The sequence below is a fragment of the Arsenicicoccus sp. UBA6765 genome, assembly GCF_002453335.1.
GTDB classification, from domain to species: Bacteria; Actinomycetota; Actinomycetes; order Actinomycetales; family Dermatophilaceae; genus Arsenicicoccus; species Arsenicicoccus bolidensis.
This window is the reverse complement of record NZ_DKGR01000014.1, coordinates 3,273-16,799: the sequence shown is the minus strand read 5'-3', so window position 1 is coordinate 16,799 and position 13,527 is coordinate 3,273. Positions and strand designations below refer to the sequence as shown.

At 72.7% G+C, this 13,527-nt stretch carries 9 protein-coding genes, 1 other RNA gene and 1 pseudogene; 4 read left to right on the top strand and 7 right to left on the bottom strand.

Annotated elements, in window-relative coordinates; translation table 11 throughout:
- Positions 1–313: pseudogene (locus B4K29_RS02790) on the bottom strand (DEAD/DEAH box helicase); the annotation flags it as partial.
- Between the two features lie 310 nt (positions 314–623).
- The gene (locus B4K29_RS02785) at positions 624–1,007 is read right to left on the bottom strand and encodes a VanZ family protein (RefSeq protein WP_286966336.1); all 384 of its coding nucleotides are present in this window, start codon (positions 1,005–1,007) and stop codon (positions 624–626) included.
- A gap of 70 nt (positions 1,008–1,077) precedes the next feature.
- Here B4K29_RS02785 and trxA point away from each other — a divergent pair, with 70 nt between their 5' ends.
- On the top strand, positions 1,078–1,536 hold the full coding sequence (trxA, locus tag B4K29_RS02780) for a thioredoxin (protein WP_286966334.1): 459 nt from the start codon (positions 1,078–1,080) through the stop codon (positions 1,534–1,536).
- Positions 1,537–1,639: 103 nt separating this feature from the next.
- Here trxA and ssrA read toward each other — a convergent pair.
- Positions 1,640–2,005, bottom strand: a transfer-messenger RNA (tmRNA) gene (gene ssrA / locus B4K29_RS02775).
- A gap of 514 nt (positions 2,006–2,519) precedes the next feature.
- Here ssrA and B4K29_RS02770 point away from each other — a divergent pair.
- Positions 2,520–3,446 (top strand): isoaspartyl peptidase/L-asparaginase family protein, encoded by a 927-nt coding sequence (locus B4K29_RS02770; protein WP_286958463.1) that lies wholly within the window; start codon positions 2,520–2,522, stop codon positions 3,444–3,446.
- Between the two features lie 131 nt (positions 3,447–3,577).
- Here B4K29_RS02770 and B4K29_RS02765 read toward each other — a convergent pair whose 3' ends face one another.
- From B4K29_RS02765 to B4K29_RS02755, 3 genes are all read right to left on the bottom strand, one after another.
- Positions 3,578–4,948, bottom strand: coding sequence for an MFS transporter (locus tag B4K29_RS02765; RefSeq protein WP_286966333.1), 1,371 nt, complete (start codon positions 4,946–4,948; stop codon positions 3,578–3,580).
- A 125-nt stretch (positions 4,949–5,073) separates the two neighbouring features.
- On the bottom strand, positions 5,074–6,123 hold the full coding sequence (locus B4K29_RS02760; protein ID WP_286966332.1) for a 3-hydroxyisobutyryl-CoA hydrolase: 1,050 nt from the start codon (positions 6,121–6,123) through the stop codon (positions 5,074–5,076).
- Between the two features lie 59 nt (positions 6,124–6,182).
- On the bottom strand, positions 6,183–7,460 hold the full coding sequence (locus B4K29_RS02755) for an MFS transporter (protein WP_029212912.1): 1,278 nt from the start codon (positions 7,458–7,460) through the stop codon (positions 6,183–6,185).
- A 284-nt stretch (positions 7,461–7,744) separates the two neighbouring features.
- Here B4K29_RS02755 and B4K29_RS02750 point away from each other — a divergent pair, with 284 nt between their 5' ends.
- Complete coding sequence (locus tag B4K29_RS02750) at positions 7,745–8,329, top strand: AMIN-like domain-containing (lipo)protein (RefSeq protein ID WP_029212910.1); 585 nt, start codon at positions 7,745–7,747, stop codon at positions 8,327–8,329.
- A gap of 224 nt (positions 8,330–8,553) precedes the next feature.
- Positions 8,554–11,940, top strand: coding sequence for a pyruvate carboxylase (locus tag B4K29_RS02745; RefSeq protein ID WP_029212909.1), 3,387 nt, complete (start codon positions 8,554–8,556; stop codon positions 11,938–11,940).
- Positions 11,941–12,049: 109 nt separating this feature from the next.
- On the opposite strand, the gene B4K29_RS02740 is transcribed toward B4K29_RS02745, so the two are convergent.
- The gene (locus B4K29_RS02740; protein WP_286957161.1) at positions 12,050–13,390 is read right to left on the bottom strand and encodes a DUF2207 domain-containing protein; all 1,341 of its coding nucleotides are present in this window, start codon (positions 13,388–13,390) and stop codon (positions 12,050–12,052) included.
- Positions 13,391–13,527: the final 137 nt, after the last annotated feature.

The following is a 13,527-nucleotide window of genomic DNA, read 5'->3' as shown; positions in this document are numbered from 1 at the left end:
CGCGGTCGAACGGACGACGCTCGCCGCGGTCGAAGCCACCACGCTGCGGGCGCTCGTCACGGTTGAACTCACGACGCTGCGGGCGCTCGTCACGGTTGAACTCGCGATGGGGGCCGCGCTCGTCGCGGGACTCGCTGCGGGGGCCACGCTCGGCATACGACCGCTCGTCGCGGTTGTAGGGGCGACGCTCGTCGTGGCCGCCGGTGGGGCCCTGGCCGCGGTGGGGCTTGCTCGGGCCACGACGGGCCTCGAGCTTCTTGGAGGTGCTCCAACGGGCCTTCTTGGGCGCGCCGGCAGAGGACTGAGGGGACATGAGCTTCCTAGCTGGGTGGTCGATAGGCACGCTTCGAGCCACCTGGCGAGGGCAACGATGAAGGCGAGCCTCAGGCTCCGCTGCTGGGAGCCCGGTCGGGCCGGTCGACGTGCTGCCGCCGGCTGCGTCTCGCTTCTCGTGGGCCGCTCCTGCTGAGCGGCCAAGAAAATCTCGGGGGTCGGTCACCCCTGTGGCTTGCCCAGACCTAGCTGGGGCCCTGTCCATCCGGACGGTGCGCCACGGCCACGTCGTGGTGGTCCGAGGACCGGTCGACGCGAGCCGCACAAGCGAGACTGCTGACGCCAGTCTATCAGGTGCCCGACCGTGCGCCCGACCGCGCCCGGTCCTGTCCGCCGATGACCGACCACAGGGCCACCGCGACGACGATGCCCGCCAGGTCGGCCAGCACGTCGCGCCAGTCCGCGGAGCGGTGGGGCAGGACGGACCCCTGCAGCCACTCCGAGACGGGCGCGTGCGCGACGCTGACCAGCACCAGAGGCACCCGCGACAGGCCGCCAGCCAGGCCGGCGAGCACCGGCAGGCCGAACATCAGCGCGTGCGTGACCTTGTCCCACCCCGCGAGCGCCGCCACGGCCGCCGGCGGGCTGGGCCAGTAGAGGCCGACCAGCTGCACCACCACCGCCAGCGCGAAGGCGATCAGCAGCACGGCTCGGGTGCGACGAGGGCGGTCCATGGGGCGCCAGGCTAGTGATCTCGGCGCCCGTCCGGGGAATGCTCGCCGGACGTCGCTCGTTGCACGGCCCATGAGCACCCGTCAGATCACGGAAGCGACCTTCGAGTCGACCATCCAGGACAACGACATCGTCCTCTACGACTTCTGGGCCGACTGGTGCGGCCCCTGCAAGCAGTTCGCCCCGGTCTTCGAGGCCTCCTCGGACAAGCACGAGGACGTCGTCTTCGGCAAGATCGACACCGAGGCGCAGCAGGGCCTCGCCGCGATGCTCCAGATCACCTCGATCCCCACGATCATGGCCTTCCGCGAGGGCGTGCCGCTGCTGATGCAGCCCGGCGCCCTGCCGGCCAACGCCCTCGAGGACCTGATCACCCAGATCAAGTCGCTCGACATGGAGACGGTCAAGCGGGAGTACGCCCAGCAGGTCGCCGCAGCCGAGGCGCAGCTCGCCCAGCAGCCGGGTCAGCCCGGTGCCGCCGGTCAGAGCGCCACCCCCGGCAGCGGCCCCGCGGACATCCCCTCCGTCTGAGCCCTTCCGGCATACGAGCCCGTATGACGACAAGGCCCCCTCGGTCTCCTGGTGGAGGCGAGGGGGCCTTGTGCTGCAGGTCCACGGCGTGACGTGCCCGATCTGGTGGAGGTGGCGGGAATCGAACCCGCGTCCGCTGACGACGCACCAGGGCTTCTCCGGGCGCAGTGCGCTAAGGATTTTCTCGGCCTCAGGGCTCGCACGCACACGTCCCCTGACAGGCCCAGTCGAGAAGGAGTCCCGCACGCCGTCCCGACACCGGCGTGCAGCAAGATCTCTAGCTGATGCCAGACCCTAGGCCGAGATCACACCTAGGCTGACAGACTTCGGACTCGCTCAGGCGGCGAGGGCGAAGTCGGTGCGCTTGGAATTGGCACCTATTGGTTTGCTGAGGGCGTTAACGAGATAACTCAGCATCCTCGGCCCGCTTCCCCTGACAGATCGACCAACGTCGAAACCGATCACCCCCAAGGGGGTCCCGGTGAGGGGCGGGCACGTCACGCTGTGGACTTGTCAATCAACGACCTGCGCACGGGGCCCAGGTCAGACGTGGAGTCTACCTGTCGCAACGCGCGGCGCTCCACCGCGATTCCCGCGTCAGCCCGAGCGGGGTCGGGACTCCATGTACTGCTCCACGGCTCTGCTCGTGGAGAGCCACTGTCCGTCGCTGCGTGGGTCGCCTCGAGGTTTCCCTCGAGCGCCGTGGAGTGGTGGGCCTCGAGATGCCAGATGTCGGACCAGACGCACTCGGACTCGTGTGGTGTCGGCAGACCCCCCAGGCGGGTGCGGAGCTCCTCGGTCTGCGTGTCGAGGCGGGAGTAGATGGTTGCCCTCGTGGGCCTTCCGCGCGCGCTGCTCACCCCGTTGCTGAGCCAGATGGACAACTAAACGAACGTAACAAGACTCGCCCGCCCCGACGTCCGGTCCCGGCCAGTGCCCCGTCCAGGAGCATGGCGGCGGGGTCGTCATACGACAATGGCCGTATGACGCCGCAGCCTCCTGTCCAGCTCACCCACCTGCCGGCCGGCGAGGGCCCGGCCGTCGCGATCCACGGCGGGGCGGGCGTCGACCCCGCCTCACTGTCGCCCGAGCAGGCCGCGGCCGCGACGGCTGCGCTGTCCGCCGCCGTCGCCGCAGGCCGCGCCGTGCTCGACGAGGGCGGGGCTGCGCTTGACGCGGTGTGCGCCAGCGTGCGGGTGCTGGAGGACAGCGAGTGCTTCAACGCCGGTCGTGGTGCCGCCCTGACGGTCGAGGGCACCGCCGAGCTCGACGCCTGCGTGATGACCGGAGACTCCCGCTCCGGGGCCGTGACCTGCGCGAACGGCCCCCGCAACCCCGTCATGGCCGCGCGCGCCGTCATGGAGCAGACCGACCACGTGCTGATGGCAGCCCCCGCTGCCGCGTTGCTGGAGCAGTGGGGTCTCGAGGTGGTGTCGCCGGACTACTACGTCACCGAGGCCCGTCGCCGCATGCTGGAGGAGACGTCGTCCTTCCTGGAGTACAAGCACGGAACGGTCGGTGCGGTCGCGCGGGACCGGTCGGGGCGGGTCGCGGCCGCGACCTCGACGGGCGGGATCACCGCGCAGCTCCCCGGCCGGGTCGGCGACACCCCGCTCGTGGGGTGCGGGACCTGGGCGGACGACGCGACGGTCGCGGTGTCGTGCACGGGTCAGGGCGAGCTGTTCGTCCGCGGAGCGGTGGCGCACGAGATCCACGCGCGGCTGCGCTGGGGTGGCCAGGACCTCGCGACGGCGGTGCGCGAGACCATCGACGAGCTCGTGGGTGCGCGTGGCGCCGACGGCGGGCTGATCGCGGTGACCCCGGCGGGTGAGGTGGTGCTGGCGTTCAACTCCCCCGGCATGTACCGCGGCCACGACGTCGGCACCGGCCCCGTCACCGCCATCGGCTGACCCGATCCCGCGCTGAGGCGGAGGTTCGTGCGCTCGCAGCTCACGAACGCACGGATTCCGGGCTGGAAACCGACAGTTCGTGAGCTGCGAGCGCACAAAGGTGCGGGCAGACAGCACTCTTGTCGCGTGGGCTAGCTGCGGGAGGGGGTCGCGGCCAGGCTGCCGGCCGCTGCGGCAGCCACCAGGGCCACGACTCCGGCCACGGCGAGTGGCGCACCCGCGCCCCAGGCCCCGACCACCACGCCGGCCAGGGCGGTGCCGCCGGACGAGCCGAGGTTGGTGATGGTGCTCACCCACGTGCTCGCCTCGGTGCGCAGGTGCGGGGGCGTCTCCGCGTCGGCCGCCACGAAGGCCACGGTGTAGCTCGGCGACACTGCCAGGCCCGCCCCGACGAGGACGACGCCAAGCAGCCACCACGACGTCATCGCCGACGCCACGCACAGCGAGATCCCCAGCAGGCCAAGGGTTCCCGCGAGCTGCGCCGGCCAGGCACGCCGGTGCCGTCGGGCGCCCCACGCGAGGCCGCCGGTCACGGAGGCGGCGCCTACCACTGCCTCGACGTAGCCCGCCCAGCCCGGATGCCCGGCGGCGTCGGCGCGGGCGGCGACCCCGGTGTACATCAACGCGCTCGCGCACCCGAAGCCCGCCATGAGGGCGAGCAGCCGCCGCATCCCGGCGAGCCCGAGGGGTGAACCCCGCCGTCCTGGCGCCGCGGAGCCTCCAGACGCCGGTGCGTCGTTGCGTCCGGTTGCGTCGGTGGGTCCGGTTGCGTCGGTGGGTCCGGTTGCGTCGGTGGGTCCGGTTGCGTCGGTGGGTCCGGTTGCGTCGGTGGGTCCGGGTGAGTTGCCTTGCCCGGCAAAGATTTTCGGATCGTCCGGATCCGCCGGGGCCGCGGTGACGGTCGCGGCCGGGGAGCTCACGAGGCCGGCCGCCCCGACCACGATGAGCCCGGCCACGAGCACGAGCCCGTGCCAGGCGGGTCCGCGGGCGAGCACGGCGGCGGCGACGACGGGGCCGACGAGATAGAGCGTCTCCTCGCAGACGGCGTCGAGCGAGTAGGCCTTGACCCGCGCCGGCCCCTCGGGCACGAACCAGCGCCACTGCGCCCGCATCGAGGGCCCGAGGGCCGGCGCCGTGAGGCCGAGCAGGACCGAGATCGCCAGCCACGCTGCCGCAGGGGCGCCCCCAGACCCGCGGGCGACGAGCGCCGCGGCGCCGAGGACGAGCACGAATCCCGCTGCGACGCAGGTGAGCACGACGCGCTGGCCGTGCCGGTCGGCGAGGCGGGCCTGCACCGGCATGACGAGGGTCGTCGAGCCGAAGACCGCCATGGCGGCGGCCGCGGTGGCGAAGCTGTCGGTGGACTGGCGGACGGTGAACAAGAAGGTGAGCGGGAGCACGGCATACCCGAGTCGACCGACCAGGGCGAGCACGAAGGTGCGCGCGACGACGGGATCAGCGAGGAGGGTGCGATAGCTCCCGGCAACGGCGGTGCCGGACATGGGTGACTCCGATGGGTGGGGCCGCGGTGCGGCCAGGGCAGAGGGCACGGCGATCCACCCACCGACGAGGGTGGGTGGTGCTGGCGCCTCTATACCGTCCGGATCACGTGGTCACCCTAGCGCCCTCAGCGGACGAACATGCCCTGCACGACGTCGTGCGGCACGTCCTCGACGCGGTCCCACAGCCACCGCGGCGGCGCCCCCTTGCCCTTGTCGACGAGCACGACGCGCACCCCCTCCGGCATGTCCGACCGCTCCCAGAAGTGCCGGCCGAGGACGCGGTCCTGCTGCAGCACCTCCTTGATGCTGCGCATGCGGGCGGCCCGGCGCACGGCCTCCAGCGCGACGGCGACGGACAGCGGGGACTTGGTCCGTATGTCGGAGGCGCACTGCCTGGCCTCCTCGCTGCCATGCGCCTCGAGCCGCCCCAGGATCACCGCTGGGTCATCGCCGGCGAAGCACTCGTCGATCCAGCCGCGTTGCGCGACAAGGGGACTCGTCGGGTCGGTGTCACCGACGGACGGGTCGAGCCGCTCCCCGTCCGCGAGTCTGTTGAGCAGAGAGGGGATCTCGTCGGAGGGGATCAGCGCGTCCGCGAATCCCGTTGCCACAGCGTCCGCCCCGGTCATGGACGCTCCGCTCATGGCGAGGTAGGGGCCCAGCTCGCCCGGCGCCTTGGCGAGCCACCAGCAGCCGGCGACGTCGGGGAAGAAGCCGATCGCGGTCTCGGGCATGGCCAGGCGCGTGCGCTCGGTGGCGAGGCGCAGCGAGCCGTGCGCGGAGACGCCGACTCCCCCGCCCATCACGATGCCGTCCATGAACGCGACGTAGGGCTTGGGGTAGGTCGCGATGGCGGCGTTGACCTGGTACTCGTGGTCCCAGAACACGACGGCGTCGTCGCGTCCCTCGAGGGTCGCCTCGCGCGCGGCGCGCATGTCGCCGCCGGCGCACAGGCCCTTGGGCCCGACGCCCTCGATGCTGACGCTGGCGACCTCGTCGTCCCCGGCCCAGTCCTGCAGCTGTGCCAGCAGCGACTCCACCATCGGGGTCGTGAGGGAGTTGATGGCCCGGGGCCGGTTGAGCAGGATCCGGCCCAGCGCCCCACGGCGCTCGTAGAGGAGCTCGTCGGTGTGCCCGGGGCGCGGCGTGGCGGTGGTCGGGGCTTCTTCCGGCATACGAACTCTCCTGCTGACAACGGGGATCGGCGATGACCTGCTATGGCTCCATGACGAACCTATCGCGCGGCCCGCCGCACGAGCAGCCCGCACCCACCCACGACCGCGGCGGCGGGCAGGCAGGACAGCGCGAGCGCGGGATAGCCCAGCCAGCCGACGATCACCCCGGCCAGGGCGCCGCCCACGGCGGCGGTCAGCCCCATGACCAGGTCGGCGAGCCCCTGGACCGGCGCCCGGGCGCCGAGCGGGGTGGCACCCACGAGCGCGGAGGACGCCCCGATCAGGGCGAACGACCAGCCGAGACCGAGCCCGAACAACGCGGCCGAGAGCAGCCAGGACGCGCCTTCGTGGGTGGTGGCGGCAGCCACGATCGACGCGCCCTCGATCACCGCACCGGCGAGCACGACCCGCCAGCCGCCCCAGCGGTCCACGAGGCGGCCGACGAGCGGGGAGAAGGCGTACATGCCGAGGATGTGGCCGCTGATCGTCAGCCCGATGAGCCGGATGCTGGCGTCGCCGTGGCGCATGTGGATCGGCGTCATGATCATCACCGACACCATGACCGTGTGGGCGAGGGCGATCGCCACGACGCACGCGCCGACCGTGTGGTGGGTCCGCACGACGCGCCAGGCCGAGGGCACCTCCACCCGCGTCGCCCCGGCCGCCGCCGCGGCGCGCTCCTCGTGGTCGGCGACCGCGCGGGCCACGGCGAGCGGGTCGGGGCGCAGCCACAGGGAGAGCAGCCCGATGGTGACGCCCAGCGCCACCGCCGTGATCAGGAACGCTCCGGTGAGCGCCGGCAGGCCCAGCCGCGTCGCGAGCGTCCCGCCGACGTCGGCCAGGTTGGGGCCGAGCACCGCACCGATCGTGGTGGCCCACACGACCGTCGACAGGTCCCGACCGCGATGCTGGTCGCTGGCCAGATCCGTTGCCGCAAAGCGAGACTGGGAGTTGGACGCGCTGGCTGCGCCGAACAGCGCCGCCGCCACCAGCAGGAGCGGGAAGCTGCGGATCACCCCGGCCAGCACGCACAGCAGCGCACCGGTGGCGCCCACGAGATAGCCGATCGACAGCCCGACCCGACGGCCCCGCCGGGTCATCACGCGGGACAGCAGGTATGCCGCCACCGCGGTCCCCGCCACCTGCGCGGTCTGGCTGAGGCCGGCGAGCTCCTCGCGCCCGGAGACGTCCGCGGCCAGCAGCGAGGCGACCGTGATCCCGGTCGTGACGCCGACCCCGCCGACGGCGTTGGTGACGGCCAGCGTCCGCACGGTGCGTCGCTGCAGCTCGACCCGGTCCGGGCTCCCGGCGAGGTAGCGGTCGGCGTCGATCGTCACCACCCGAACCTACCGGCTGCAGGCCTTCCCCTGAGACGCCCTGGGACCTATCCTGGAGTAGACTCGTCGCCACGCGACGGGTGCCTGCAACCCACCGGCCGCCTCGGCGGCCGAGACCGACGCCTCGTCTCCCCCGGCCACACCGGCTTGCCTGCCCTGGCGCCACCCGAGGCCCGGCAGCACGCCCCGGCCTCCCTCGCCGTCGGTCGGCGCAACGCCCCGGCCGGCGCCGCCCGTGCCCGCGACCTCGCGGCGGGCGACCTGCATCCATGGGGGACGTAGACATGAGAACCACCCATCACCTGACGTCGGGTGCGGCAGCCGCGGCTGCCGTCCTGACGGCGGCCACCAGCCTGGCCGTCCTCACCACCGGTCCCGCGACCGCGGCACCCACCACCCGCTCGGCCTGCGCCACGACGTGGGGGTCGCTGGACGAGGCCTCCACCAGCACCGCCGACGTCCGCGTCCTCGGCGCCCGGGCCGGCCGGCACGCCTGCTTCGACCGCCTGGTCGTCGACCTCGGACCGGCCTCGACCCGCACCGTCGGCTACCACGTCGGCTACCGGTCCCGGTTCACGGACATCGCCAAGGGCGACACGATCCCGCTGCGGGGGGCAGCGGACCTCGTCGTCACGGTGCAGGCGCCCGCCTACACCCCCGAGGGGCGCCCGACCTATCGGCCGGCCAACCGCCTCGAGGCCGTCCGCGTCTCCGGCTTCAGCACCTTCCGCCAGATCGCCTTCGGCGGATCCTTCGAGGGGCAGACCACCTTCGGCGTGGGGACCCGGGCGCGGCTGCCCATGCGGGCGTTCGTCGTCAAGGACGCGACCAGGCAACGCCTGGTGGTGGACGTCGCCCACACCTGGTAGGCGGGTGCGTCACGGAGTGGCATCGCCCGCGCGTCGGGCGATGCCCCTCCTGTCCCCGGCCATCGCGCGTCGCCCGTCGCCCGTCGCCGCAGCGCACGACGGGCAATCGCTCCCGTCATACGGACTGACCAGGACGGGCCGACCCCCGCTCCCTAGGCTGGCCGCAGAGTCGGCCGGCCCGCCCGGCCGGCTGCCTGTCCAGCCACTCCCCGAGGGAGCACCCCATGTTCCGCAAGGTCCTCGTCGCCAACCGTGGTGAGATCGCCGTCCGGGCGTTCCGCGCCGCCACCGAGCTCGGCATCACGACCGTGGCCGTGTTCCCCTACGAGGACCGCAAGGCGGAGTACCGCCTCAAGGCCGACGAGGCCTACCAGATCGGCGAGGAAGGGCACCCGGTCCGGGCCTACCTCGACGTCAAGGGCATCGTCAAGGCGGCCAAGGAGGCTGGAGCCGACGCGATCTACCCCGGCTACGGCTTCCTGTCGGAGAACCCCGACCTCGCTCAGCGCTGCGAGGAGGAGGGCATCACGTTCGTCGGGCCCGCGCACACCGTGCTCGAGCTCACCGGCAACAAGGCCCGCGCCATCAAGGCCGCCGAGGAGGCCGGGCTGCCGATCCTGCACGACAGCGAGCCCAGCAACGACGTCGCCACCCTCGTGGCGGCCTCCGAGGAGATCGGGTTCCCGCTGTTCGTTAAGGCCGTGAGCGGCGGCGGCGGACGCGGCATGCGCAAGGTCGACTCCCCCGACGCGCTCGAGGCCGCGATCGTGGAGGCGCAGCGCGAGGCGGGCAGCGCGTTCGGCGACGACCGGATGTACCTCGAGGAGGCCGTCGTCTCCCCGCGCCACATCGAGGTGCAGATCCTGGCCGACGCGACCGGCGAGACGATCCACCTGTTCGAGCGGGACTGCTCGGTGCAGCGTCGCCACCAGAAGGTCGTCGAGGTCGCCCCCGCCCCCAACCTCGACCCCGAGCTGCGGGACCGGATGTGCGCGGACGCGGTGCGGTTCGCGCGCCAGATCGGCTACGTCAACGCCGGGACCGTCGAGTTCCTCCTCGGACCGGACGGGCGCTACGTCTTCATCGAGATGAACCCCCGCATCCAGGTCGAGCACACCGTCACCGAGGAGGTCACCGACGTCGACCTCGTGTCCAGCCAGCTGCGTATCGCCGCCGGCGAGACGCTCGCCGAGCTGGGCCTCGCCCAGGACTCGGTCCGGCTGCGCGGCGCGGCGCTGCAGTGCCGCATCACGACCGAGGACCCGTCCAACGGCTTCCGCCCCGACACCGGCCGCATCATGGTCTACCGCTCCCCCGGCGGCGCGGGCGTCCGCCTCGACGGCGGCACGGTGTTCGACGGCGCCGAGGTGGGCGCGCACTTCGACTCCATGCTGGTCAAGCTCACCTGTCGCGGGCGCGACTTCGCGACCGCCGTGCAGCGGGCCCAGCGGGCGCTGCAGGAGTTCCGCATCCGCGGCATCTCCACCAACATCACCTTCCTCGAGTCGCTCATCAGCGACCCCGACTTCATCGCGGGGCGCATCACGACGAGCTTTATCGAGGAGCGGCCCTCGCTGTTCGACAACCGCATGCCCGCCGACCGCGGCACCAAGCTGCTGACCTACCTCGCGGGCATCACCGTCAACCAGCCCCACGGCCCCCAGCGCACCGAGCGCTCCGCCCGCGAGAAGCTCCCGCACCTGCCCGAGGACGTGCTGCGCGCCGAGCCGCCCGCCGGCTCGCGCCAGCAGCTGCTCGACCTCGGCCCCGAGGGCTGGGCCCGAGCCCTGCGCGAGCGCACCTCCGTCGCCGTCACCGACACGACCTTCCGCGACGCCCACCAGTCGCTGCTCGCGACCCGCGTCCGGACGCGGGACATGCTGCACGTCGGGCCCTACGTCGCGCACATGCTGCCGCAGCTGCTCTCGGTGGAGGCGTGGGGCGGCGCGACCTACGACGTGGCGCTGCGCTTCCTGCTCGAGGACCCCTGGGAGCGGCTGGCCAAGCTGCACGAGGCGATGCCCAACCTCCCCATCCAGATGCTGCTGCGCGGGCGCAACACGGTGGGCTACACCCCCTACCCGCTGTCGGTGACCAACGCCTTCGTGGCCGAGGCGGCCCGCACGGGCGTCGACGTGTTCCGCATCTTCGACGCCCTCAACAACGTCGACCAGATGCGCCCCGCGATCGAGGCCGTGCGCGAGACCGACCACGCCGTCGCCGAGGCCGCGCTCTGCTACACCGGCAACATGCTCTCGCCGGGCGAGCAGCTCTACACCCTCGACTACTACCTGCGCCTCGCCGAGCAGCTGGTCGAGGCCGGCGCCCACGTGCTGGCGATCAAGGACATGGCGGGTCTGCTGCGCGCGCCGGCCGCCGCCCAGCTCGTGCGGGCGCTGCGCGAGCGCTTCGACCTGCCGGTGCACCTGCACACCCACGACACCGCCGGCGGTCAGCTCGCCACGCTCGTCGCGGCGATCGACGCCGGCGTCGACGCGGTGGACGTGGCGGCGGCCTCGATGGCCGGCACCACCTCCCAGGTCTCGATGTCCGCGCTGGTCGCGGCCACCGACGGCACCGACCGGGCCACCGGGCTCGACCTCGACGCCGTCATGGACCTCGAGCCCTACTGGGAGGCCATCCGCCGGCTCTACGGTCCGTTCGAATCTGGGCTCGCCGGCCCGACCGGTCGCGTCTACACCCACGAGATCCCCGGCGGGCAGCTGTCCAACCTGCGCCAGCAGGCGATCGCGCTCGGGCTCGGCGACCGGTTCGAGGCCATCGAGGACATGTACGCCGCCGCCAACGGGATCCTCGGCAACATCGTCAAGGTCACCCCGTCGTCCAAGGTCGTGGGCGACCTCGCGCTCGCGCTCGTGGGTGCGGGCGCGGACCCGGCGGCGTTCGAGGCGGACCCGCAGAAGTTCGACATACCCGACTCGGTCATCGGCTTCCTCAACGGCGACCTCGGCACCCCGCCCGGCGGCTGGCCCGAGCCGTTCCGCACCAAGGCCCTCGAGGGCCGGCGGACCAAGCCCGTCGAGACCGAGCTGTCCGGCGAGGACGAGCAGGCCCTCGCCGACGAGCCTCGGATGACGCTCAACCGCCTGCTCTTCCCCGGGCCCACCAAGGAGTTCGTGGCGGCACGCGACACGTTCAGCGACCTGTCGGTGCTCAACACGCGCGAGTTCCTGCACGGCCTGGCGGTCGGCGAGGAGCACGAGGTGCAGATGGACAAGGGCAAGACCCTGCTCCTCGGCCTCACGGCGATCGGCGACGCGGACGCCCGCGGCATGCGCAACGTCATGGTCACCATCAACGGCCAGATGCGCACGATCGAGGTGCGCGACGAGTCCGTGAAGTCCAACGTCGCGGCCGCCGAGCGTGCCGACACGACCCGTCCGGGGCACGTGCCGGCGCCGTTCGCGGGGGTCGTGACCCTGGCGGTCGGCGAGGGCGACGAGGTCGCGGCCGGCGCGCAGGTCGCCACGATCGAGGCGATGAAGATGGAGGCCGCCATCACCACGCCGGTCGCCGGTCGGGTGTCGCGGCTCGCGATCGGGGCGACGCAGGCCGTCGAGGGCGGGGACCTGATCGTCGTCGTCGAGTGACCTCCCTCAGGTAGTCACATCGACCTGGGTTCGCACGCCAGGCCGATGTGACCAACCCGGGCGGATCCTGGTTCGCCCGTATGACGTCGCGCCCGGTCCGGCATACGGCTCAGAAGTCGCACCCACCGAGGTCGCACCCGTCGCCGCACCCGTCCAACCCGTCCACGAGGTCGCCCGCGGAGGACACGAACTCCCCCACCCCCGAGGCGAGCTCGCCGAGGCCGTTGGACAGGGTGTCGACCAGGTCGAGGTCACCGAGGCCGCCAAGCCCGGCGCCGACGTCGACCAGCCCCGGCCCGTCGAACGCGTCGACGACCCGCACGACGTCGAGCCCCAGGTGCGACACGTCGGCGAGCAGCCCCACGCCGTGGATCCAGTCGAGGTCGAACGCCACGTCGGCCACCCCTGCGAGGTGCGCCCGCGCCGCCACCTCGCCGAAGATCCGCGACCACCGCTCGGCGCAGCCGAACACGATCGCGTAGGGCAAATAGCGCGAGAAGACGTCCCGCGCCTCCTCGAAGCGGATCTGGTCGGCCTCGGCGGTGGTGAGGTACTCGCGGAAGCCGAGGGTCTGCACCCGCACCGCCGTGCCTGCCGCCGTGCGGGGCGTGCGCCCACGACCGCCCCACAGCAGCAGCGCCGCCGACGCCACGAGCCCCAGCCCGGGCACGACCTCGAGCGGCCCGAACCGCCGCACCGTCACCAGGTCGATCAGCATCACCCCGAGCACCAGCAGGCCGAGCAGGAGCATGGGGATGCCCAGCCACCAGAGGCGCTTGTTGCGGTCCTGGGGGTGCTTGGCGTACCACCCGCGATCGACGACCTCGCGGTAGAGCCCGATCTGCGCCCGCCGCAAGGTCATCCCGAAGGACCCCTTGAGCGCCGACAGCCGCACCACGGGGCCGCTCGCGAAGAGCTCGCCGAGCAGCTCGGCCTCGAACGGGCGCAGCCGGCCGGATGGCGAGGGGGCGCGGGTCAGCTCCCAGTCGACGGCGGTCGAGGGCTCGTCCGTGCCGGGCGGGGTGGCCGTCGGGCTGGCTGCCCGGGTGGCGCCCTGCGGGTGGACGGCCGTGATGGTGAGGTGGCCGCGGACGGCGAGGTCGATGATCGTGGCGCTGATGTCGACCTGGTCGGCGCGCCCGTCCACGACCGTCCCCGCGATGCCGGGCGTGACGTCGTCGGGCGGGGCGAACCTCACGGCGACCGGGCCGCGCCACTCTCCCGGGCCTGCGAGCCGTCGGGTCCGTATGCCGTCCCCGGTCGCCGGCAGCTCGCCGGGTGTCACGCCGACGAACATTTCGTCGCGGCGGCGCCGCCGAAACCATACGAGCACGACGGCGACGAGCAGGAGCGGGGCCACCCCGAGGACGAGGAACCCGATGTCGATGCTGGCGGCGCTGTCGAGACCGCCCACCCTGCCGACGCTCGCGATCCTGGTCGTCCAGCTCATCGCTCTCTCCCCCTGGCTGCCTGCATCTGTCGTCGCCTCCTTGGACCTACCGGCGGCAGGTCCATCAGCCTGGCGGACGAAGGCCGGTCGATGCCTCTACCGGCGGTAGGTCCATCAGCCTGGCGAACGAAGGCCGG